We start from the raw sequence: 21,648 nt of genomic DNA on the forward strand, positions 1-21,648 counted from the left end.
CGCGGCCTGCCACCGGGCCGCGACCTTTTGTCCCTTGCCAACAACAAGAGGCAGGTTGTATCGCCGTCTGCCTTAACTTTGTGCGCCTGTTCCTGTAGAATTGCTGGCCGCCGTGAGTGCATGTGTACAGGCGTTTGCCCGCAACCGTATTCTGTTACCCCAGTAAATCAGGTTGCCCCCACCAGATCGGGCCTGCGCTTGCACCCATCCCTATTTTCGGCATCCCAGGTCCGTGAGGATGACCGTTCCGTCACAAACGGAACAGACTGATGAGGGTAATTATTGTGCTTGAAGCCTATCGCAAACACGTTGAAGAACGCGCCGCCCAAGGCGTCGTGCCTCAGCCGCTTAATGCCGAACAAACCGCTGGTCTGGTTGAGCTTCTGAAAAACCCGCCGGCCGGCGAAGAAGAATTCCTGCTTGATCTGCTCACCAACCGCGTTCCGCCGGGAGTGGATGAAGCTGCTTACGTCAAAGCCGCTTTCCTGTCTGCAGTAGCCAAGGGTGAAGCCACCTCGCCGCTGCTGAACAAGGTCCGCGCCGTCGAACTGCTGGGTACCATGCAGGGCGGCTACAACATCGCCACCATGGTCGAGCTGCTCGACAGTGAAGAACTGGCTGCCACCGCCGCCGAACAACTCAAGCACACTCTGCTGATGTTCGACGCCTTCCACGACGTCGCTGAGCGCGCCAAGAACGGCAACGAGTACGCCAAGGCCGTGCTGGAATCCTGGGCCGCCGGTGAATGGTTCACCAACCGCCCTGCCGTTGCAGAAAAGATCAGCCTGACCGTGTTCAAGGTGCCTGGCGAAACCAACACCGACGACCTCTCCCCGGCTCCGGACGCCTGGTCGCGCCCGGACATCCCGCTGCACGCCCTGGCCATGCTGAAAATGGCCCGTGACGGCATCGAGCCGGTCGAGCCCGGCGTTACCGGTCCGCTGACCCAGATCGAAGCCATGAAGGCCAAGGGTCTGCCAGTTGCCTACGTCGGTGACGTGGTCGGTACCGGCTCCTCGCGCAAGTCCGCCACCAACTCGGTGCTGTGGTTCTTCGGCGACGACATCCCCAACGTGCCGAACAAGCGCGCTGGTGGTTTCTGCTTCGGCACCAAGATCGCTCCGATCTTCTACAACACCATGGAAGACGCCGGCGCCCTGCCGATCGAGTTCGACTGCAACGACCTGAACATGGGCGACGCCATCGACGTCTACCCCTACGAAGGCAAGGTCTGCAAACACGGCACTGACGAAGTCATCACCACCTTCGAACTGAAGACCCAGGTGCTGCTCGACGAAGTACGCGCCGGTGGCCGTATTCCGCTGATCATCGGCCGTGGTCTGACCGAGAAGGCCCGCGCCGAGCTGGGTCTGGGCGGCTCCGAGCTGTTCCGCAAGCCGGAAGCACCTGCCGAGAGCAACAAGGGCTACACCCTGGCGCAGAAGATGGTCGGCAAGGCCTGTGGCGTCGAAGGCGTTCGCCCGGGTACCTACTGCGAACCCAAGATGACTACCGTCGGCTCCCAGGATACTACTGGCCCGATGACCCGTGACGAGCTGAAAGACCTGGCTTGCCTGGGCTTCTCCGCCGATCTGGTGATGCAGTCCTTCTGCCATACCGCAGCCTATCCGAAGCCGATCGACGTCAACACCCACCACACCCTGCCCGACTTCATCCACAACCGTGGTGGTGTCGCGCTGCGTCCGGGTGACGGCATTATCCACAGCTGGCTGAACCGCATGCTGCTGCCCGATACCGTCGGTACCGGTGGCGACTCGCACACCCGCTTCCCGATGGGCATCTCCTTCCCGGCCGGTTCCGGCCTGGTCGCCTTCGCCGCAGCCACTGGCGTCATGCCGCTGGACATGCCGGAATCGGTACTGGTGCGCTTCAAGGGTGAAATGCAGCCGGGTATCACTCTGCGTGACCTGGTCCATGCCATCCCCTACTACGCGATCCAGGAAGGCCTGCTGACCGTCGAGAAGAAAGGCAAGAAGAACATCTTCTCCGGCCGTATTCTCGAGATCGAAGGTCTGAGCGGTCTGACTGTCGAGCAGGCTTTCGAGCTGTCCGACGCCTCCGCCGAGCGTTCCGCTGCCGGTTGCACCATCAAGCTGCCGGAAGACGCCATCGCCGAGTACCTGAAGTCCAACATCACCCTGCTGCGCTGGATGATTGCCGAAGGCTACGACGACGCTCGTACCCTGGAGCGTCGTGCCCAGGCAATGGAAGCCTGGCTGGACAACCCGGAACTGATGCAAGCCGACGCCGATGCCGAGTACGCTGCGGTCATCGAAATCGATCTGGCCGACGTCAAGGAGCCGATCCTGTGCGCGCCGAACGATCCTGACGATGCCCGTCTGCTGTCCGACGTTGTCGGCCGCCAGATCGACGAAGTCTTCATCGGCTCGTGCATGACCAACATCGGTCACTTCCGCGCCGCTGGCAAGCTGCTGGAGAAGAACAAGGACTCTCTGCCGACCCGTCTGTGGCTCGCCCCGCCGACCAAGATGGATCAGTGGATGCTGACCGAAGAAGGCTACTACGGCATCTACGGCAAGGCTGGTGCGCGCATGGAAATGCCGGGCTGCTCGCTGTGCATGGGTAACCAGGCACGCATCGCCGCCAAGTCGACTGCGGTTTCCACCTCCACGCGGAACTTCCCGAACCGCCTGGGTGATGGCGCCGACGTCTTCCTGGCCTCCGCCGAGCTGGCTTCGGTTGCCGCCATCCTGGGTCGTCTGCCGAGCGTTGATGAGTACATGACCTACGCAGCTGATCTCAACAGCATGTCTGCCGAGGTCTACCGCTACATGAACTTCAACGAAATCGCGTCCTACCAGAAGGCTGCTGCCAGCATTCCGGTGACCGAAATCTGATTACCCGTAATCAGTGAAAGAACCCCGCTCTGTGCGGGGTTTTTTTATGCCGGCGAAAAACAACCGGAACCGGCCGGAAGGATTTCTTGTCACAAATTTTGTACTTGCATTGAAAGATGACGCAAACAAGAGGATTGAAAACATGAAGAAATGGTTAATTGCCGCGTTCTGCATCTCCGGAATGTTTGCTCTGGTCGGCTGCTCCAACGATCACCTGATTCGCACCAGCGACGGACAGGTCATTGAAGCGGACAATAAACCGGAAATCGACGACGACACCGGCATGATCGAATACGAGGACCATAGCGGCCGCGATAATCAGATTCCGCAGGGCGATGTCCGCGAAATCAAGGAACGTTGATCTCGCCCTGCCCTGCGGGCGCGCGCCCCGCAGGGCACCCCAAAGCAGACCGCTCCACCCAGGATGAACATCAGGATCGACATTAAGGCAGCAGCAATGGCAAACGTACGGCGTTCACGTATACGCCGAAAGTCTCGCAGAAGACGCGCCCGCCGGCGCACCTATCTCCTTTTCCTTGACCGCCAGATAGAGTCCTGGCGCGAACGTGGCGTATTGCTGGACAGGCTACGGCGCAAGAGACGGTAGGATGAAATGACCAAGCAGTGAGGTTAGTCAATACCTGTGGGAGCGGCTCTCATGAAGACGCCGCACCCTACTGCAACAGGAACCCCGCCGCCTTGCCCTCGAACACCACCAGCCGGGCCAGGGTGTCATCACCTCCATCGGCGAAGCTGATCTTCCAGATTTCCACCCGGTACCCCTGCTGATTCAGATGGGTGAGGTAATCTGCTTCATAACCTTGCTCGACCCGCTCAGCGATGACGTCAGTCACCCGGTTGAACTCTTCCTCGGGGATTCCCGTCTGGAAGTCCTCGGTGCCCAGCGCCCTGAACTGTTGGTAATCTTCCGCGGCGACCGCCTCCAGCAGGCTGGACAGCAGGTGGCGCGCTTGCGCCGGTTCGTTATCGGCCCAGGCGGCTGCCGGCAGCAGGAGAGCGGCAGCAATCAGAACACAACGCAGCATTGATGACTTCATGGCTACATCTCCGGTCATACGGGTGGATTGCCGCAGTATAGTCAGAGCGCTCGTACCATACCTAACGGCGGAAATGATCGACCGATGGTGTACCACGGCTATGGCGCGGTGCAGGGCTGCCAGCTAGAATACGCCACGTTTTTTCTTACTCCATGGCCTTCGATGACTGACACCGCGCCCCCCACCAAGAACAGTGCCCCCAGTGTAGGATTCATATCTCTTGGGTGCCCGAAAGCGCTCGTAGACTCCGAACGCATCCTCACCCAGCTGCGCACTGAAGGCTATCAGGTAGTGCCGACCTATGAGGGCGCGGATGTGGTGGTGGTCAATACCTGTGGTTTCATCGACTCGGCCAAGGCGGAATCCCTGGACGCCATTGGCGAGGCGATTGCCGAGAACGGTCGGGTCATCGTCACCGGTTGCATGGGTGTCGAGGAAGGAACCATTCGCGATGTGCATCCCAGCGTGCTGGCAGTAACCGGCCCGCAGCAATACGAACAGGTAGTCAATGCTGTGCACGAAGTCGTGTCGCCGCGGGCTGATCACAATCCGCTGATCGACCTGGTACCGCCACAGGGCGTCAAGCTAACCCCCCGGCATTACGCCTATCTGAAGATTTCCGAAGGCTGTAATCACAGCTGCAGTTTCTGCATCATTCCTTCCATGCGCGGCAAGCTGGTCAGCCGCCCGGTGGGCGAGGTGCTGAGCGAAGCCGAGCGTCTGGTCAAGTCGGGCGTCAAGGAGCTGCTGGTCATCTCCCAGGACACCAGCGCTTATGGTGTGGATATCAAGTACCGCACCGGTTTCTGGAATGGCCGCCCGGTGAAGTCACGCATGACTGAAATGTGCGAGGCGCTCAGCGAACTGGGCGTCTGGGTGCGGCTGCACTATGTGTACCCCTACCCGCACGTGGATGAGCTGATCCCGCTGATGGCCGAGGGCAAGATCCTGCCGTATCTGGATATTCCCTTCCAGCATGCCAGCCCGAAAGTGCTCAAGGCGATGAAGCGCCCTGCCTTCGAAGACAAGACCCTGGCCCGTATCCGCAAGTGGCGCGAGATCTGTCCCGAGCTGACCATCCGCTCGACCTTCATCGTCGGCTTCCCCGGCGAAACCGAGGAAGATTTCCAATATCTGCTCGACTGGCTGACCGAAGCGCAGCTCGACCGCGTCGGCTGCTTCCAGTACTCCCCAGTGGAGGGTGCTCCCGCCGAAGCACTGGGCCTGGAAGCTGTGCCGGACGAGATCAAGCAGGACCGCTGGGACCGTTTCATGGCCCACCAGCAGGCCATCTCTACCGCTCGCCTGCAGCTGAAGATCGGCAAGACCATCCAGGTGCTCATTGATGAGGTGGACGAGGAAGGCCCCATCGCCCGCTCCATGGCCGATGCGCCGGAAATCGATGGCAACGTTTATATCGACAGCGATGAGCCGCTGCAGCCCGGCGACATCGTCAGCGTGCGGGTCACCGCCGCCGATGAATATGATCTCTGGGCAGAGCTGGTCTGAACCGAAACACACCGGGGCCCATGGCCCCGGTTTTCGTATCGAATGAACTCTCGGATTTCTGCACCTGGGCCGCAAATGGCAGTCCAACCCTGTATACACCGCAATAACGGCTCATTCAGGAGGGCACCATGGCGATGCTAAGCAACTATTCCGAGCAGGCCCCTTCCCGCGCAGAGGTCGATGCTTACCAGGGCGCCACTGTGATCGAATTCGGTACCGACTGGTGCGGCCACTGCCAGGCAGCACAACCGCATCTCGCCAAGGCATTCAGCGAACATCCCCATCTGCAGCATCTGAAGATTGAAGATGGTCCCGGACGGCCACTGGGTCGATCCTTCCGGGTCAAATTGTGGCCCACCCTGATCTTCCTGCGCGACGGGGAAGAAATCGAACGGCTGGTGCGGCCGCAGGATGCAGAGTCGATTCGGCAAGCGATGAACAACATCGTTCGTTGATTCTGTGACCGCCATGGATGACCATTTATCTGGATGATAGTCGCAGTGCCGGCATGGCCTTTTCCGATGCTCAAGGGCAGACTGACTGTCTGATCCATGAGACAAGTACAAGGCATTCCATGACAGAACAGGCATTGCAGGACCTTCTTTCACCGCACGGCGTATGTTACGGCTGTGGCGGCGGCAATCCGCACGGGTTACAGATCAAGAGCCACTGGGATACGGACGGGGTGCATGTGATCACCAGGCATCTGCCGGAGGCCAAATACTGCGGCTGGCCGGACCTGGTGTACGGTGGGCTGATCGCCATGCTGGTGGATTGCCACTCCAACTGGACGGCAATGGCCTATCACCTGCGCGCCGAACAGGCCGAGGGCAAGGCCCCGACCGCGATCAACTGCGTGACCGGCGAACTGGGCATCAAATATATCAAGCCAACCCCCATGGGCGTGGGGTTGACCCTGCGTGCCCGAGTGGATGGCCCGCTCGGGCGCAAGAGCCGCATCATTTGCGAGATCTACGCTGGTGATGTGCTGACCGCTATCGGTGATTCGATCTTCGTGCGGGTGGATGCCGGCAAGCTGGCGGAACAGGCACACGGGCGCGAGGCCTGAGGCCGGCTATCAACCGGCTGCCGGCAACCACCAGATCAGCAGTAACGGGATAAATATGAATGACAGCAGGGTCGAGCAGATGACCAGGCTGGCGACGGTTTCCGGGGAGCGATTGGCCTTCACCGCAAACAGGTAATTGAACACCGCCACCGGCATCGCCGCCTGCAATACCAGAACCCCCTGGGCCAGCGGTGGCAGGTCCAGGGCAAGGGCGATACCCCAACCGATGGCCGCGCCGCAGAGCATCCGCAGCCCGCCGAGCGCCATGCCCTTCCCTACCTGCTTGGGCCGGATGCTGGCCAGGGATACACCCAGCGTCAGCAACATCATGGGAATGCTCAGACTCCCCAGCAGATCAATCGTATTACCCAGCCAGCGCGGCAACTGCAGATCCAGCAAGAGGACCACCAGCGCTACCCCCAGGCTGAGAATCACCGGGTTGAGCAACAGGCGCCGCCAGGACTCCGCTGCGCCGGAAAGGATCATCCCCACACTGAAGTGCCCCACCGAGAGCACCACGAAGAACGCCACTGCCAACGCCAGTCCCGGCTCACCAAAGGCGTAGAGACTGATCGGCAATCCCATATTGCCGGTGTTGGGGAACATATAAGCAGGCACCAGCACTTTAGGATCAGCATTGATCGTGCGACTCAACACCCAGCCGACTACCGCCATCAACAGCGTGATCACCACGCAGCCCAGGGCCATCTGACCAAATATCTCCAGATCTATCTCGGCGCGGCTCAATGTCGAGAGCACCAGACAGGGGGTGCTGATGTTGAGCACCAGGCGGGTAACGAACTCGGTGGGATAGGCCTGACCGGAACGCGCCCAGCCATAGCCGATACCAGCGACGATCAGTACGGGAGCCATGACGGCGAACAGTTCGAAAAACATAGGGGTGCTCAGCTCAGTGATCGTTGACGCAACTGCTGATAACCACGGCGGGTCAGCAACAGCAGATGACGGGTACTGGGATAAATCCTGCCGTCGGCCTTGAGCCTGTCGATCAGCTCCTGATGCTCATCAGCCGGCAACAGGAAATAGTCCACCCTCTCAACGAGATCAGCCTCACAGACCTTGAACCAGCGGAAGTTGGTGCCCTTGGGCAGGCCGTTCAGCTCATCCAGCTGACGCAGACTCAGGGTTTCGGTTCCAGCGAAGGTAATCGGGTCTACAGTGGACATGGGACGTTCCCGACCAGCAAAAACAGGATGGCAACCATAACAGAATCAGCGGCTTCCGGGGCCGGCAATCGCAGACAGCCTGCACTTTCGGGCACCGTCCCGGTCTGAATTATCGAACCGCATCATTGCTGGAGGCCTGCTGTTGAAGACCATCCTGTTTCGATTGCTGAAGTGGCTGCTGGTCCTGGGGATCATTGCCGCAGCTGTGCTGACCCGCCCCTGGGAGCGTATTCCGCCGCACTGGCACCCATGGCAGCCACTGGCCATTGATCATCCGATGACGGTAGTGAGTAAATGGAAGCTATCCCGCCTCCAGGAAGACCCACAACAATGTCTGGCGGTGCTGGAAACCGCCCCCGAAGGCGCCATTGACTACCTGGCGCTGGATGACTACACACCCGTTGCCGGCTGCCCCTTGACCAATGTGGTGCGGGTCAGCCGTACCGGCGTGCGTTTCAGCTCCACCTTCACGGTGACCTGTCCATTGGCGGTGGCCTGGGTCATGTTCGAGCGCCAGCAGCTCCAGCCGCTGGCACAGCAGCATCTGGACAGCGCGCTGGTACGGGTCGACCATCTGGGCAGTTTTGCCTGTCGCAATATCTATCATCGTGAAGGCGCTCGGCGCAGTCAGCATGCAACGGCCAACGCCTTCGACGTGGCGGGCTTTCGTTTCGAGAATGGGCAGCAGATCTCGGTGCTGACGCATTGGGACGATGAAGATGCCACGTACAAATCGGCCTTCCTCAAGGATGCCCATGATGCCGCCTGTGGCTACTTCGGTACGGTGCTGGGGCCCGATTACAACCAGCCCCATGAAAATCACTTTCACTTCGACGGCAGTGGCTTCGGTTTCTGCCGCTGATGCTGGATGCAGATGTTAAAAAGCCGACCTCGCAAGGTCGGCTTCCTGTTGCTGTTGCCGATCAGTAAGGGCAGTTGCCGCGGTACTCGGAAATGTTCCGGTCGGACTCGTGATTCGGGCCACACAGGAACTGGCTGTAGCGCGTATCGTTATCCAGGAAGCGCTTCATCCAGGACACCCCGAAGCGGCTGAGTACGTCATTGTTCAGACCACCCCCATTGGCGCAGTAGTGCGATCCGTTGTTGATCTCGACATAGGCCTTGTCGATGTCATCCGGCAGTTGATTGTAGAAGGGCGACGCGTGGCTGCGTACCGGGGCGATGAGATCGGACTCGCAGGCGAAGATCAGCGTGGGTGCCTGTACTCCCCTGAAGCGGGTGGTATCCCATGGCGCCAGCGGAATGGCTGCCTTGATCCGCCCTTCGCTGGCCACCCGCAGTGTGCCACCACCGCCCATGGACCAACCAATGACACCCAGACGCTCGGTATCGATCATGCCATTGACCGGGCTGGTCCGGCTGGTGTTCTGACTAACCAGGTAGTCCAGCGCATTGTTGATCTGACGGGCACGACTAGGCGGCTGATCGAAGCCGGTGTTGGTGTCGATGGTCATGACCACGAAGCCATGGGACGCCAGTTTGGGGCCCCACCACTCGATGGACGACTCGGCGGATACGAAGCCCGGAATCACCACGATGGCGGCCATGGTACCAGTGGTGCCGGTCGGGTAATGAATGGTCCCACCACCGAAACCGCTGACCAGCCCGGAAACCCGACTGGTCCGCACACTGTGGGGACCAGTGGGTGCCTCGAGGAAGGCGACGCTCGGGTCAGGCCCTCGCTCGTAAGCCTGATCGGGATCAGTCGGTCCATCAGTCGGCGGGTTGACCGCAAAGGCAGAGGACGATAGCAGCAGCGCGCCTGCGGCCATCATGGCCAGCAGCGATTGGGATAGATTTTTATTGATCATTATTACTCCAGGAACATGTTTTTCAGTTTGTTGTTACTTGCATATAACGCTTTATATTGATGTCCCGAACGAGAACCGCCATCAACAGCGGGAAAGTATTTTAGTTGCTGCCCACGGCGTCAATGGCGAACAGGCAAGTTCACCCGCATGGGTTAATTCAAATGTTCGCTTGGTTATAAACATGTCGACCAAGCGATGTATTTTGCAATAAATCAATGAGTTACAATCACCGTACTCACTCTTTCGTGTGAATGGCCAACTAACATCTATCCTGAATAAGCCACCGCCCGCCAGAGTGCTATTTAATTCTTCGCGGATGCTTCACGTTCGACTGCCAACATCACAGTCTCAGTCTGGAGGCAAGATGGGGCTGTTATACTTGCCGCGACTATTATTCGCGGCTCTGCTACCATCCCAGGCAGGTACCCGCCGGCTTGGGCTGCCGAAACCGCGAAGCACTATCGAGAAATGCCTAACACAGGTTGAAAACATGAAAGCGCTCAGAGCCGTGCCCCTGTTCATGTTACTGGCTGGCTGCAGCAACGCCGAAGAGCCTGCGGCCGACAGCTGCAGCAACGCCTTGACCACCATGGAAATCAATGCCTGTGCCGCGGCGCAACAGGAGCAGACCGAGGCCCAGTTGAATGCGGTATATCAGCAGTTGATGGATCGCCTTGCCGAGCCGGATAGCGGCCTGGATGATCCTGGCTCGGTACGGGAGCAGGTGCGCGCCGCCCAGCGTCTGTGGATCGACTTCCGCAAGGCTGATTGCGATGCCCAGTTCGCCCTGTACGCCGGTGGCAGTATCCGCACCGCCGTCTATCTCGGCTGCATGCAGACCCGGGCCGCCCAACGGATTACCGAGCTGGAGTCGTATTTCCCCTATTGAGACGCAGCCGTGCGGTCATAGATTGACGCCGACGCGACGACAGCAGATCATTCCTGCCTGACCGCAACAGGGATACGCAACATGTTTGAGAATGTGGATTGGCTACCGGATAACTTCGTCATTTCCGACGCGGTGCTGAGCCTGCTGGCCAGTTCGGCCATTCTGATGGTAACGGTTTTCATCCTACGCGCACTGACGACACGCTTCATCCAGCGCACCGTGCAGTCGCCCGAACTGCGTGGCAAATGGCTGGTCAATTCGCGCAACGGCTTCCTGCTGCTATTGCTGCTCGGGCTGGTAATGATCTGGGGCGAAGAGCTGCGAACACTGGCACTGTCCATCGTCGCTATCGCTGTGGCGTTCGTAGTGGCAACCAAGGAACTCATCCTGTGCTTCACTGGCTCGATCCTCAAGAGTGGTTCGCGTTCCTTCGTCCTCGGCGACCGCATCCAGATCAAGGATCTGCGTGGCGACGTGATCGATCAGAGCCTGCTGGCGACCACCATTCTGGAAGTTGGTCCTGGCAAGCATCTGCACCAGCGCACCGGGCGCCGGATCGTCATTCCCAACGCGCTGTTCGTATCCGAGCCGGTGATCAACGAAAGCTTCACCACCCACTACGACTTTCATGTGTTCACCATCCCTTTCAAGCGGGAAGATAACTGGCAGGCAGCCCAGCAAGCATTGCTGGCGTCTGCGACCCGTCACTGCGAACCCTACCTGGAATTGGTGCGGCGCTACATGAGCAAGATCGGCAACCAGCGTGGCCTGATGATGCCCTCGGTTGACCCTCGGGTAACCATCCAGGTGCCGGTCGCCGGCGAGATCCACCTGACCGTGCGCATCCCCGCCAAAGCCGGTGAGCGCAATTTCATCGAGCAGGCGATCCTCACCGACGTGTTCTCCGAGAACGACTTCTCCCGCCATCGCGAACGCGATGAGGTGTCGGACACCCCCGCCCCGGCGCATTGATCGCGCGGTCAACCCAGCCGCGTCAAGGAAAGCCTCCGTGTACAAATATGTTCTGGTATTGCACATTCTGTCCGCCACGATCTGGACCGGCGGCCACCTGGTCCTGACGCTGGCCCTGCTGCCAAGGATTCTGCGGGAACGTTCGGTGGCCGATCTGCTGGCCTTCGAGTCGGCCTACGAAAAATGGGGCATGGCGGCGCTGGCGATACAGGTGCTATCCGGCCTCTGGCTCGCCCATACGCTGATCCCGGATATGGGCTCCTGGTTTGCCGCGGACAATTTCGTCACCCGGCTGATCTTGCTGAAACTGACCTTGCTCGCGCTGACTCTGGCCGTGGCGATGGACGCGCGACTGCGGGTCATTCCCCGGCTATCGGCCGATACTCTACCGGCCATGGCGCTGCGCATTCGATTGATCACCACCCTCGGCGTAGCCTTCGTTATCGTCGGCACCACTTTCCGTACTGGCCCCTGGCTCTAGGCGATGTGCGCCCTGAAGGGGTGAAACGCTCTGAGCCGAAGCCAAGCGTATCCCGTGACGGCTCACCTGCGTCTATGCTGGAGTCAAGGCAGGAAGGGGAAAGATATGGCTAGGCGGCTCGGCAATGCGCTGCGAGTGTTATTGAGTTCTTACGTGACGACCGGCATATCTGCCGGGGTCGGACTCTTACTGGTGTCAGCCGGCGTCTATCTGCTGTTCGGCCGCTTCCCCGCCTCGGTGGCCGCCGTGGGCGCCATCATCTGTATCCCGCCCGATCATGCCCTGCCCCGGCGCGGCAAGCTCCGCAGCCTGCTGCCAGCGGCCCTGCTCGGTCTGCCGCTGTTCGTCAGCGTCCAGGCACTGCACGACCAGCCGCTGTATCTGGGATTGCTGCTGGTCCCGGCAACCTTCTTCGCATTTCTGGCTGGTGCCTGGGGGCAGCGCGGAGTACCCATCGTCATCTCCATCATGCTCGCGATGATCTTCTCGATGGCCATACCCCAGCATCTCAACACCGGCTCACTGATGAATACCGCCTTGTATTTCGCCATGGGGTCGGCGTGCTACGTGTTGTATGCCACCGCGTCCAATGCGCTGCTCAACGGCCGCTATCGGGTGCAATTGCTGGCACAGTCCATGCTGACGCTGAGCCAGTTGATGCGCACCCAGGCCGACCGCTTCGACCCGACGACGGATACCCCGTCGACCGGCCAGTTGATGCAGCAGCAAGCCGCATTGGCGGATCAGTTGCAATCGGCCCGCGATCTGCTGCTGGAGTCGCCACGCACAACCCGCCGCCAGCGTCTGGCCGCCATGCTGATCAACGTGCTGGAAATGCGCGACCACCTGTTGGCCAGCGAGCTGGATCTGGACCTGATCAAATCCCGACCGGATTCGGCGGAGGCTTTGACCGCCATGCGCAAGGTCATCGATCAACTGGCGGATGAGGTCGATCGGATGGCCGATGCGCTGTTGCGCGGTCGCAAGCCCGCACCGCTCACTGACCTGCGACCAGCGCTGGCGGCGCTCAACCGGATCCAGGCCGAGTCATCCGGCCAGCCGGGCGATACACCGTCACTTCGCACCCTGCTGCGTGGCCTGACCAACCGGGTAGGCAACATCAACGACGAGATTCTGCGGTTGAACCGGCTGGCACGTGGCGATGTGGAACCTGATCTGGCGGCAGTACGCACTGCCTGGCAGCTGTTCGTCAGCCCCACCAACTGGTCACTACGCCCGATCCTGGTGCTGTGGCGTTGGGATGCGCCGCCGATGCGCCACGCCATCCGCGCTGCGCTGGCGATCGGCACCGGCTATCTGCTGTCCCTGGCGCTGCCTTGGGCTACCCACGGTTACTGGATCCTGGTAACCATCGTGGTAGTACTGCGCGGCAGCCTGTCGCAGACTCTGGAGCGCCGCAACAGCCGTGTCGCCGGCACCATACTGGGCTGCGTTCTGGCCGGCGCGATTCTTTCCACCCAGGCACCGACGCTACTGCTGCTGGTGATAGTGCCGATTGCCCAGGCGGTATCCCATTCCTTCGCCATCAAACGCTATCTGATCACCGCCGTCGCGGCGACGGTGGTCAGCCTGGTCCAGGCGCACCTGCTCAGTGGCGTCGATATTCCGGTATTCAATGCGCTGGAGCGCATTGCCGACACCCTGATCGGGGTCGGCATCGCCTGGGCGTTCAGCTATGTATTGCCATCCTGGGAACGCAGTCAGATTCCCTCGCTGGTGAACCGCACACTGCTGGCTCAGGCCCGGCATGCGCAGGTCGCGCTGAACCTGGGTCATCTGACCGCGGTGGATAACGAGCCGGAGCTGGAGTGGCGACTTGCTCGCAAGGAGGCCTATGACAGCCTCTCGGCGCTGGTTCAGGCTACCCGGCGATCCATCGCCGAGCCACGAGCGGTACGGCCCAGACTCGAATCACTGGAAAGCCTGCTGGGGCATGGTTATCAGTTGTTGGCACAACTGACCACGGTGAAAACCATGTTATTGATGCGGCGGCATCAGGAGCAAGAAGATGTCCAAGACGCACTGCGCGTAGCAGCTGCAAAAATCGACAGTACCCTGACCGCCGCACAAGCGCCGGAGCCGAGCATACCGCTGAGCGTGGGAGGATGGGAGCAGGAAGGAACCTACAGTGACCCTTTCGTCTATGACCTGAAACCCTGGATACTGCGACGGCTGGATCTAGCTTGCGGCATCGCGGAACGCATCACCGCCGACGCCAACACCGCATTGCAGCCGGCTGGGGAGCCTGAGCGCTCCCCCGACCGGCAGTAACGCTGCCGGTTACACCATGTCCGCATTGGTGCGTCTGGCTTCGCGGTAGTCACGCACCACCGCGTAGCTGATCAGCCCGAGCATGCCCAGGGTAATAGCGGGCCAGACCAGGATGTAGGAACCCAGAATGATTGTCTGCATGATTATTCTCCTTGGTTGAAAGAGCAGCCTGCGGCCACCGCAGGCTGCTGAAAATTGTTTCAGCGAGCGGCGACCGTCTCGCCCTTCAGTTCGTCGGCGGCGGGCTTGTTGTACTCCACCACCCGCTCCTGAATGAGATCGAAATCAAAGCGTTCGTTGCTGGCCAGACTGATGACAGTACAAACCAGTGTGCTCACGCCGTAGGCGGTCAGGGACGAAAGCAACACGGTGTATTCGCGCAACGTGCCCACGCCGATCCAGGCCACCACCACGGCAGCGATGAAGAAAGCCGCTACACCCAAACGCTTGCCCAGGAAGCCGAAAACCATCAAGCCGCCCACCACACCTGCGCCGATCGATGCCAGCAGCTCGACGCCAATGGCCAGCACTCCCGTCATTGGCAGCAGGTCGAAACGCACGAGACAGAAAACCGCCAGCGCCGAGAGCACCGCCCAGGTAAAGGCCTTGTTGGTAACACGGTCCCAGAAGCAACTGGCGATAACCGGGAACACCACAGCGCCCCAGAGCGCGCCAACGAATACCAGCATGACCAGGATATCCAGCGAAAAACTGGCGAGAATGATGCCCAGCACGGTGGCGACGATCATGGTCATTCGACCGATCAGCAGCATCTTCTTCGGATCGGCATTGTTCTTGGCGATGTTCTTGCCATACACGTCGGCCATCATGATCGCCGACAGTGCTGACAGGTCGGAGTCGGCGGTGGAAGACAGCGAACCGATTACCAGGATGAAGAACAGGCCGATGAAGAACGGCGGCAGATAACTCGACACCATCTGCGGGATCAGATTGTTCATGTTGCCATTTATCGGCTCCACGCCCAGTGTCAGCGCCATCAGACCGATCATGCCCAGGCCGATGACAATCGCACCGTAGCTGATGGTCGCAGTGATAAAGGTCGGCTTGATATGCGACTCATCCACCGCGAACAGCCGCTGGGAGATGGTCTGGTTGCCGATGGCGTAGGCCAGCACCGCCACGAAGTACGGCGCGCCCTGATGCAGGAAGGCTTCACGGGAGAAGATATTGGCCTGCTCCGCTGTCAGGTTCGACAGGTTGTCGACCATCACCGCCGGCCCGCCCATGGCAAACAGCACCGCGGGAATGATCACCACCGCAATTGCCATCATGGCGATCAACTGGGCGAAGTCGGTGAATACCGAGGCCCGAAAACCCGAATACAGGGTGTAGCTGAGCACCCCCAGTCCGGCAATGACGATCCCCGCCTGGAAGGACAGCGGCGACAGCACCGACACCAGCGCACCCGCCGCCGTCAGGTTGACCATCAGACTGATGATGCTGCCGAGCAGGTTGGACAACGCCAGGATCAGCTGGCTGGAAGCGCCATGGCGCGCATGAATCAGCTCACCCAGCGTATGGGCATTGGGCGCCAGTTCGCGAAAGCGACGGCCAAAGGGGTAGATGAACAGGATCATCAGCGCGCCCCAGAAACCGTAATGCAGCGGCCCGGAAACACCATAGGTGTAACCCGAGGTGGCAGCCGCGTAGAAGGATGCCGCCCAGATCCAGGTGGCCGTCATGCTCGCCGCGCCCATACCCAGGCCGATCCGCTGGTTGGCGACCATAAAGCCATCGGCATCCCCATCGTTTTGCTTGAGCCGGGTGGAGAGCAGATAAGTGCCGCCATAGAAGGCAACCATCAACAACAGGACCGTGATGGTGGAAAATTGAAACAATTCGGAATTCACTACTTGACCTCAAGGCTTTTTGCGGCGGAGCCCAGCACCCGAATTCGGGGCATGACCGAACCACAAAAAAGAAACGAAATCGCTCCGCTGCGCTCGACTTACGCGCACGACAAACGACCATGAAACAAGAATGCTCTGGAAAACGCAGCGCGCCGGAGTCCGGCCAAACGCGAATGAAAAACCTGATTCAGGCCCGATGAAAGATCAGCGTGGCCGAGCGTTGCCGCTTTTCAGAGATTCCCGGGAGAGGACAGCAGAAGTGCTAATGGTAGCCTTTGTAGGCTGAATGATTGTAAAACGCGGTCTTTAAACGAAGGGCTGATGCTAAGTCTTTATCACGATAGTTGAACATAGACATTATTTATTCTCCGATGCTACTTCTGTCCATTTATATGGCTGGCTTTACGAACATCTCCTGATGCAAACATAACCGGACGTATTGGGTAATCGACCCGTATTCACCCGACAGACAATGAAACAACGCTGTCGATACCTGCGAAAGTGGCGATGAACAGCAGACTTTACAATGGCGATATCGACTGGACAGAACGCCTGTTTCAGGGCCATGCCGACTTATTCGATTGGTCGATTCTACAGCAGTAGTCTCTTTGCTACAACCTTGGGACTTTTCTGTACCCAGCCATGAAAGAGCCGAAGCCCTCTGGTTCGGGGCCTGCAAATGGACAACCCCTCCTCCGCATGCTACTGTCCGGGCCAATTCAAACAGGCTTTCACCCAGGCTCCGAGAGCCGGAAACAATGAAGGTAATATCATGAGCACACTTCCCAACTGTCCCTCTTGCAGCTCCGAATATACTTACGAAGATGGGACCATGTATGTCTGTCCGGAGTGCGCGCATGAATGGGCAAAAGAGGGTGAACAAGAAGCTCTGGCAGATGAGACTGTTATCACCGATGCCCATGGCAATATTCTGCAAGATGGGGATTCGGTTACCGTCATCAAAGACTTGAAGATCAAGGGCTCCTCTTCAGTCGTGAAGGTCGGCACGAAGGTAAAGAATATCCGGCTGGTGGGCGGAGATCACGACATCGATTGTCGGATCGAGGGCATCGGTGCGATGAAACTCAAGTCCGAGTTCGTCAAGAAGAGCTGATCAGTAATTCTTCACCAGCGTGGCGCCCCAGGCCACCGCCATCGAGCCGACGGCGACCAGACTGATGGGTTTGCGCAACGCGGGGTACCAATCCGGCGCCAGGCCGTGCCTGACCGCCCAGATGTCCGCATAATACAGCGCGGCGAAGGCACAGAAGAACAGCGGTACGGCGAAGTCGATCGGCAGGCTCAGAGCGAACCAGCCCAGCAGCGGCGGAATGACGGACAGGCCCAATTGAATCGGTGCGTCGGGGCTCGACTCATCGGCCCGCATGGCCAATCCCCAGTGAATTGCGCCCATAAAGGCCAGCATCACCGCGGCGAAGGCAAGCAGTTCTTCCATCACCCAGACACGCCAGCCCTCCGGAATAACCCACAAACCCAGTGCGCCGGTAACAAAAGGCACCAGTGCAGCCATGGCCAGCCCAACGGCAAGCCCGGGTGGGCGTGAGGCATTGAAAGGGTGCACTGCAGGCTCCTGTCTAACAGCGTGAACGCGCTCACATTACAACCGCGGCCCTAACCAGGCAAGTCCAGCGACGTAATCGATCGCCGCGGGCGGGTGCGCGGCAAGACCCGCAGCAGGTTTCGCAGGGCCAGGTTCAACTGTGTTGCTGCCGGCGTAGCTGCCGCCGGCGCGGTGGCATAGCTCAGACGGATGTATTCAGCGAAGAAGGCCGCCAGTTCTGCCTTCTGCCCAGGCAGTATTTGCTCCAGTCGTTGTTGCCAGTGACGCGGCCCTTCTCCCGTCTTTGCCTGCAGCTGCAGCCGCGCCAGACGCCGGTTCAGCGTCTGCCAGGCCCGCTGCTGCGGGTCACGCGGTTGCCGGGCTGGACGGAGGATCCACAACGCCATCGGCAGCATGAACAGCAACAGCACACCCAGGGAAATCAGACCTATACGCTGCCAGTCGGCCGTGCCCAGCCAGCGGCGGAAGAATTCCAATTGACGCTCGCTCTGGTAGCCCAGTACTCGCAGTTGCCATTGATAGTTGAGATCATCCCAGAACAGCCGCGTATTGTTCAGCCAACCGATGTCGCGGTAGCGTGCTGCAGCCAGGGGCGAGTTCTCGAGAAAACTGCCCTCCTCCGACAATGCGTCCTGCAAGCCCCGCTCGATACGCTCTGGCGCCACCTGGAAGGTCGGATCGACCGACACCCACCCCTGCCCTGGCAACCATGCCTCGACCCAGGCGTGGGCGTCGAACTGATGTACCAGCACGTAATTGCCCCGCGGATTGATTTCCCCACCCTGGTAGCCAGCGACGACCCGAGCTGGAATGCCCGCCGCACGCAGGACAAAGGTCATGGCGCCGGCGAAATGCGCACAGAAGCCGCGGCGGCTGTCGAACAGAAACTCATCATTGCTGTGCAGTCCCAACGGGGTTGGACGCAGAGTGTAATGGAAGGGTTCGCGGTTGAAATGGCCAAGCAGCGCCAGAACCAGATCTGCATCCTCGGGATGGGATTGACGCAATTGCGCAGCGAAGGCTCGACTGCGGGGGTCGCTACCCTCCGGCAACTGCAGATTGACCCGTTCCTGCAAGGGGTCCAGCTCCTGCGGTTGCAGCAGGCTGTCCATCCTGGAGCTGGCGACGTAGGAAATAGCCCGTCCCAGCGGCTGCCGGGCCTGCAGCACGAAATCGCCGGTGAGCAGCAAGCGCTCATCCTCGGTACTGGCGCCGCGCAGGCTGAATACCCAGGGTTGGTTACTGGCCGGGGCAATGACGCGGTAGCCAATCGGCTCGCCCCGTGGCTGCCACTCCGGTGGCGCCGCCGCCGTGGTGAAGCGCGAACGGCTCCAGGTGCGGCCATCGAAGCGGCTCAGGGTCATGGCGCGCCAATACAGCTGTGGCTGCGCCGGCACTGCATCGTCGAACGCCGCACGGAAGGCCAGCTCACCGGAACGGGCCAGCTCGGCCACATCTGCCGGCGCCATGCTTTCCGCCAGCCCGGTGCGCGCCTGGTTGCCCGGTGCATTGACCGACCATAGCGGGCCCAGGCGCGGAAACAGCACGAACAGAACCACCATCAGCGGCACGGCTTGCATCAGCAGTATGCCGCCGGTGCGCATGGCCCGAGCCGGGTCATTGCGCCCCGGTGTCTGTTGCAGACCGACCAGTGCCGCCACCAGCACCAGCAAGGAGAAACACTGGAACAGCGCCAGCGGTATGCCCTGATCGAACAGAAAAGCCGCGGCGACGATGAAAAAGCCGAGGTAGATGACCACCAGCGCGTCGCGGGGCTTGCGCATTTCCAGCAGTTTGAGCATGAACAGCATCAATAGCAGCATCACCGCGGCATCAAGCCCGATCAGGGTCCCCTGCACCAGAAACACCCCGGTAGTCACCAGTACCAGCGCCAGCACCCGTACCAGGAATCCCGGATAGGGCCAACGCATGCGCTGAATCTGCACCCGCCACAATGCACAGCCCAACCACAGGGCGGCTACCCACACCGGTAACCGGGGCAGGTGTGGCGCCAGTGCGACCACTTGTGCGGTGAGCAACCAGACCAGACTGTTGCGGGGTATCAGCGCATAGGACGTCATGGGGTCACTCCATAGAGCGCCAGCGCACGCAGGCAGGCATCCCGGTGGGCTTCGCCGAGCGCCGGGCCGATCCGCTGGCCGGCCAGCTCCAGCGCGTAGGGCCGGTGGCGGCTTTCCAGTTGCAGCACCCAACCGGCCAGGCAGCTCAGTTGCTGCTCCAGCGAGGCGCCGGGTGCTTGCTCCAGGCTCAGCCAGAGGCTGTCATGCTGCGGCTCGGCAAACACCTTGCTGTGCAACCCCTGGCCCCGCGACCAGGCGCGCCAATCCAGCCGTTTCTTCGAGTCTCCGGGCTGATAGGCACGCAGGCCCTGAAAATCGTCCACACCTTCAGCCAGCAACTGGTCGCCCTCGCCTGCTTCGGCAGCACGCGTACCCGGCAGTGGCAGGCTCAGCGGCTGCGGGTAGACCAATACCTGCCAGTCGAGATCCACCAGGCTCCAGGCCACGAACCAGCCCAGCGGATAACGGGTCTCCACACGCAAGCGATCAGGCTTGAACCAGCCACGGTGGGTAGTCGGATGATAGAGCGACAGCGTGGTGCCCAGTTGCTGCTCCACATCCACCTGCCGCGGCGGGGTGCTCGGCCAGAACAGGGCGACCGATTGATGCTCCCGGCGCGGCGCCAGCAAAGTCAGTGTCAGCGCCGCCTCCTCCCCGGCGAACACCGGCAGGCTGCCATTGGCATGCAACTCAAGTCCAGCGAGGTTGCGGTAAGTGTGGTGCAGGCCGACCCAGAACAGACTCCCGAGCAGGAACACCACGGCATAGACCAGGCTGTTCTGATAGTTGATGGCGCCGATCAGCATGATCAGCAGCAACAGCAGCAAGCCCATGCCGGCGCGGGTAGGCATGATGAAGATGCGCCGATGGTTGAGCGTCACCTGGCTGGCCGCCGGAATGCGCTTTTTCAACCAGCGCTGGAACAGGGCGCTGGTCTGGCCACCCAGCCGGGCGATCAAACCGCCGGCACCTCGTTCAGCAGCCGCTGGGCCAGACTGCCGCCGCCGTGCCCGGCTGGGTCCTCACTGGCGCGCAGACGATGGCTGACCACAGCCGGAAGCACCGCCTGCACATCCTCGGGAATGACGTAGGCCCGGTGTTCCAGCATGGCCCAGGCGCGAGCAGCTGCCAGCAGGCCGAGGCTGCCCCGGGGCGACAGGCCCCAGGCACACAGATGGCTTTCCCGCGTGCGGGTGACCAGTCGCAGGATGTAATCGATGATCGCCTCGCTCGCTGTTACCTGCGGCACCGCTGCCTGCAATGCCTGTAGCTGCGCGCGGGTGAGCACCGGCTTGAGGTCATCCAGGCGCGCCCGCCCGGTACCGCCCAATAACAGCGTCTTCTCTGCCGCCGGGGTTGGATAGCCGAGGGACAGGCGCATCAGAAATCGGTCGAGCTGGGATTCCGGCAAGGCGAAGGTACCGCCTTGGGAGGCCGGGTTCTGGGTGGCAATGACGAAGAAGGGTTCAGGCAGCGGCCGGGTGGCACCGTCCACGGTGACCTGCCCCTCTTCCATGGCCTCCAGCAGCGCGCTCTGGCTCTTGGGCGTGGCGCGGTTGATCTCGTCCGCCAACACCAGCTCGGCGAAGATCGGCCCCGGATGGAAAACGAAGCCCCCACTGTCACGATCGAATACCGAGGTGCCGAGAATATCGCCGGGCAGCAGGTCACTGGTGAACTGGATGCGTTGATAGCTGAGCCCCATCACCCGCGCCAATGCCTGGGACAGAGTGGTCTTGCCCATACCCGGCAGGTCCTCGATCAGCAGGTGCCCGCGGGCCAGTATGCAGGCCACTGCCAGCTTGACCGCATGCTGTTTGCCCAGCAGCACCTGGTTGATTGCATCCGTTGCGTTACTCAGCACATCCTTCATGTACACCTCTCGTTGGCCTGCTGGTCCATCTTATGGTCAGTCCCTGACAGTTGAAACCCCGCGCAATGAACTG

21 protein-coding genes are annotated in these 21,648 nt (G+C 60.6%); 11 read left to right on the forward strand and 10 right to left on the reverse strand.

The genetic code is table 11. The annotated features are described in order from the left end of the window. Positions 1-284: 284 nt before the first annotated feature. Positions 285-2,879, forward strand: coding sequence for a bifunctional aconitate hydratase 2/2-methylisocitrate dehydratase (gene acnB, locus BM267_RS00185; protein ID WP_074778793.1), 2,595 nt, complete (start codon positions 285-287; stop codon positions 2,877-2,879). 142 nt (positions 2,880-3,021) lie between these two features. After that, positions 3,022-3,240, forward strand: a complete 219-nt coding sequence (locus tag BM267_RS00190) for a YgdI/YgdR family lipoprotein (RefSeq protein WP_036990325.1) — start codon at positions 3,022-3,024, stop codon at positions 3,238-3,240. Between the two features lie 313 nt (positions 3,241-3,553). Here BM267_RS00190 and BM267_RS00195 read toward each other — a convergent pair whose 3' ends face one another. Next, positions 3,554-3,937, reverse strand: a complete 384-nt coding sequence (locus tag BM267_RS00195; protein WP_136869479.1) for a hypothetical protein — start codon at positions 3,935-3,937, stop codon at positions 3,554-3,556. 162 nt (positions 3,938-4,099) lie between these two features. On the opposite strand from BM267_RS00195, the gene rimO reads away from it, so the two are divergent. The 3 genes from rimO (at position 4,100) to BM267_RS00210 (ending at position 6,515) form a co-directional block, all read left to right on the forward strand. Next, a complete protein-coding gene (rimO, locus tag BM267_RS00200) occupies positions 4,100-5,446 on the forward strand; it encodes a 30S ribosomal protein S12 methylthiotransferase RimO (RefSeq protein WP_074778791.1) in 1,347 nt (448 codons plus the stop codon). 128 nt (positions 5,447-5,574) lie between these two features. After that, positions 5,575-5,901, forward strand: coding sequence for a thioredoxin family protein (locus BM267_RS00205; RefSeq protein ID WP_074778596.1), 327 nt, complete (start codon positions 5,575-5,577; stop codon positions 5,899-5,901). Between the two features lie 119 nt (positions 5,902-6,020). Continuing rightward, positions 6,021-6,515, forward strand: coding sequence for a PaaI family thioesterase (locus BM267_RS00210; RefSeq protein WP_074778789.1), 495 nt, complete (start codon positions 6,021-6,023; stop codon positions 6,513-6,515). A 9-nt stretch (positions 6,516-6,524) separates the two neighbouring features. Here the strand turns inward: BM267_RS00210 and BM267_RS00215 are convergent, their stop codons facing one another. Further along, a complete protein-coding gene (locus tag BM267_RS00215; protein ID WP_036989710.1) occupies positions 6,525-7,412 on the reverse strand; it encodes an AEC family transporter in 888 nt (295 codons plus the stop codon). Between the two features lie 8 nt (positions 7,413-7,420). Continuing rightward, positions 7,421-7,702 carry a hypothetical protein gene (locus BM267_RS00220; protein ID WP_074778594.1) on the reverse strand — a complete coding sequence of 94 codons (282 nt, stop codon included), beginning with the start codon at positions 7,700-7,702 and terminating at the stop codon, positions 7,421-7,423. A 142-nt stretch (positions 7,703-7,844) separates the two neighbouring features. On the opposite strand from BM267_RS00220, the gene BM267_RS00225 reads away from it, so the two are divergent. Then, on the forward strand, positions 7,845-8,564 hold the full coding sequence (locus BM267_RS00225) for an extensin-like domain-containing protein (protein ID WP_083392414.1): 720 nt from the start codon (positions 7,845-7,847) through the stop codon (positions 8,562-8,564). Positions 8,565-8,625: 61 nt separating this feature from the next. Here BM267_RS00225 and BM267_RS00230 read toward each other — a convergent pair whose 3' ends face one another. Continuing rightward, positions 8,626-9,534, reverse strand: coding sequence for an alpha/beta hydrolase family protein (locus BM267_RS00230; protein WP_036989706.1), 909 nt, complete (start codon positions 9,532-9,534; stop codon positions 8,626-8,628). Between the two features lie 490 nt (positions 9,535-10,024). Here BM267_RS00230 and BM267_RS00235 point away from each other — a divergent pair, with 490 nt between their 5' ends. The 4 genes from BM267_RS00235 to BM267_RS00250 all read left to right on the forward strand — a co-directional run bounded on the left by BM267_RS00235 (position 10,025) and on the right by BM267_RS00250 (position 14,168). Next, positions 10,025-10,423 carry a lysozyme inhibitor LprI family protein gene (locus tag BM267_RS00235; RefSeq protein ID WP_036989705.1) on the forward strand — a complete coding sequence of 133 codons (399 nt, stop codon included), beginning with the start codon at positions 10,025-10,027 and terminating at the stop codon, positions 10,421-10,423. 81 nt (positions 10,424-10,504) lie between these two features. Beyond that, positions 10,505-11,395, forward strand: coding sequence for a mechanosensitive ion channel domain-containing protein (locus BM267_RS00240; protein WP_051610826.1), 891 nt, complete (start codon positions 10,505-10,507; stop codon positions 11,393-11,395). A 37-nt stretch (positions 11,396-11,432) separates the two neighbouring features. Further along, the gene (locus BM267_RS00245; protein WP_036989703.1) at positions 11,433-11,876 is read left to right on the forward strand and encodes a CopD family protein; all 444 of its coding nucleotides are present in this window, start codon (positions 11,433-11,435) and stop codon (positions 11,874-11,876) included. A gap of 105 nt (positions 11,877-11,981) precedes the next feature. Further along, entirely contained in the window at positions 11,982-14,168 is a 2,187-nt protein-coding gene (locus tag BM267_RS00250) for an FUSC family protein (protein ID WP_074778592.1), read from the forward strand. A gap of 9 nt (positions 14,169-14,177) precedes the next feature. Here the strand turns inward: BM267_RS00250 and BM267_RS16840 are convergent, their stop codons facing one another. Beyond that, complete coding sequence (locus BM267_RS16840) at positions 14,178-14,309, reverse strand: putative transporter small subunit (protein WP_211242646.1); 132 nt, start codon at positions 14,307-14,309, stop codon at positions 14,178-14,180. A gap of 59 nt (positions 14,310-14,368) precedes the next feature. Continuing rightward, positions 14,369-16,039, reverse strand: a complete 1,671-nt coding sequence (locus BM267_RS00255) for a sodium:solute symporter family protein (protein WP_074778590.1) — start codon at positions 16,037-16,039, stop codon at positions 14,369-14,371. A 772-nt stretch (positions 16,040-16,811) separates the two neighbouring features. On the opposite strand from BM267_RS00255, the gene BM267_RS00260 reads away from it, so the two are divergent. Next, positions 16,812-17,153: a zinc ribbon domain-containing protein YjdM gene (locus BM267_RS00260; protein WP_036989701.1), complete on the forward strand. Its 342-nt coding sequence runs from the start codon at positions 16,812-16,814 to the stop codon at positions 17,151-17,153. Here BM267_RS00260 and BM267_RS00265 read toward each other — a convergent pair whose 3' ends face one another. From BM267_RS00265 to BM267_RS00280, 4 genes are read right to left on the reverse strand one after another with little or no spacing between them, the layout of a single operon-like run. Continuing rightward, on the reverse strand, positions 17,154-17,621 hold the full coding sequence (locus BM267_RS00265; protein WP_036989699.1) for a DUF3429 domain-containing protein: 468 nt from the start codon (positions 17,619-17,621) through the stop codon (positions 17,154-17,156). It abuts the gene before it with no gap. 50 nt (positions 17,622-17,671) lie between these two features. Next, entirely contained in the window at positions 17,672-19,702 is a 2,031-nt protein-coding gene (locus BM267_RS00270; protein WP_074778587.1) for a transglutaminase TgpA family protein, read from the reverse strand. Then, a complete protein-coding gene (locus tag BM267_RS00275; protein ID WP_235818237.1) occupies positions 19,699-20,661 on the reverse strand; it encodes a DUF58 domain-containing protein in 963 nt (320 codons plus the stop codon). The genes BM267_RS00270 and BM267_RS00275 overlap by 4 nt, the downstream gene beginning before the upstream one ends. Beyond that, a complete protein-coding gene (locus BM267_RS00280) occupies positions 20,658-21,575 on the reverse strand; it encodes an AAA family ATPase (RefSeq protein WP_074778585.1) in 918 nt (305 codons plus the stop codon). Before BM267_RS00280 ends, BM267_RS00275 begins: the two co-directional genes overlap by 4 nt. Positions 21,576-21,648 lie beyond the last annotated feature (73 nt).

The sequence above is a fragment of the Halopseudomonas bauzanensis genome, from assembly GCF_900114735.1.
In the GTDB taxonomy this organism is placed as follows: Bacteria; Pseudomonadota; Gammaproteobacteria; order Pseudomonadales; family Pseudomonadaceae; genus Halopseudomonas; species Halopseudomonas bauzanensis.

Bases quoted from the DNA above. Each gene is read 5' to 3' on its own strand.
- BM267_RS00195 (WP_136869479.1), bottom strand. From the start codon at position 3,937: ATGAAGTCATCAATGCTGCGTTGTGTTCTGATTGCTGCCGCTCTCCTG.
- BM267_RS00215 (WP_036989710.1), bottom strand. From the start codon at position 7,412: ATGTTTTTCGAACTGTTCGCCGTCATGGCTCCCGTACTGATCGTCGCT.
- BM267_RS00270 (WP_074778587.1), bottom strand. From the start codon at position 19,702: ATGACGTCCTATGCGCTGATACCCCGCAACAGTCTGGTCTGGTTGCTC.
- BM267_RS00260 (WP_036989701.1), top strand. From the start codon at position 16,812: ATGAGCACACTTCCCAACTGTCCCTCTTGCAGCTCCGAATATACTTAC.
- BM267_RS00190 (WP_036990325.1), top strand. From the start codon at position 3,022: ATGAAGAAATGGTTAATTGCCGCGTTCTGCATCTCCGGAATGTTTGCT.
- BM267_RS00240 (WP_051610826.1), top strand. From the start codon at position 10,505: ATGTTTGAGAATGTGGATTGGCTACCGGATAACTTCGTCATTTCCGAC.
- BM267_RS00230 (WP_036989706.1), bottom strand. From the start codon at position 9,534: ATGATCAATAAAAATCTATCCCAATCGCTGCTGGCCATGATGGCCGCA.
- BM267_RS00220 (WP_074778594.1), bottom strand. From the start codon at position 7,702: ATGTCCACTGTAGACCCGATTACCTTCGCTGGAACCGAAACCCTGAGT.
- BM267_RS00280 (WP_074778585.1), bottom strand. From the start codon at position 21,575: ATGAAGGATGTGCTGAGTAACGCAACGGATGCAATCAACCAGGTGCTG.
- BM267_RS00235 (WP_036989705.1), top strand. From the start codon at position 10,025: ATGAAAGCGCTCAGAGCCGTGCCCCTGTTCATGTTACTGGCTGGCTGC.
- BM267_RS00250 (WP_074778592.1), top strand. From the start codon at position 11,982: ATGGCTAGGCGGCTCGGCAATGCGCTGCGAGTGTTATTGAGTTCTTAC.
- BM267_RS00210 (WP_074778789.1), top strand. From the start codon at position 6,021: ATGACAGAACAGGCATTGCAGGACCTTCTTTCACCGCACGGCGTATGT.
- rimO (WP_074778791.1), top strand. From the start codon at position 4,100: ATGACTGACACCGCGCCCCCCACCAAGAACAGTGCCCCCAGTGTAGGA.
- BM267_RS16840 (WP_211242646.1), bottom strand. From the start codon at position 14,309: ATGCAGACAATCATTCTGGGTTCCTACATCCTGGTCTGGCCCGCTATT.
- BM267_RS00205 (WP_074778596.1), top strand. From the start codon at position 5,575: ATGGCGATGCTAAGCAACTATTCCGAGCAGGCCCCTTCCCGCGCAGAG.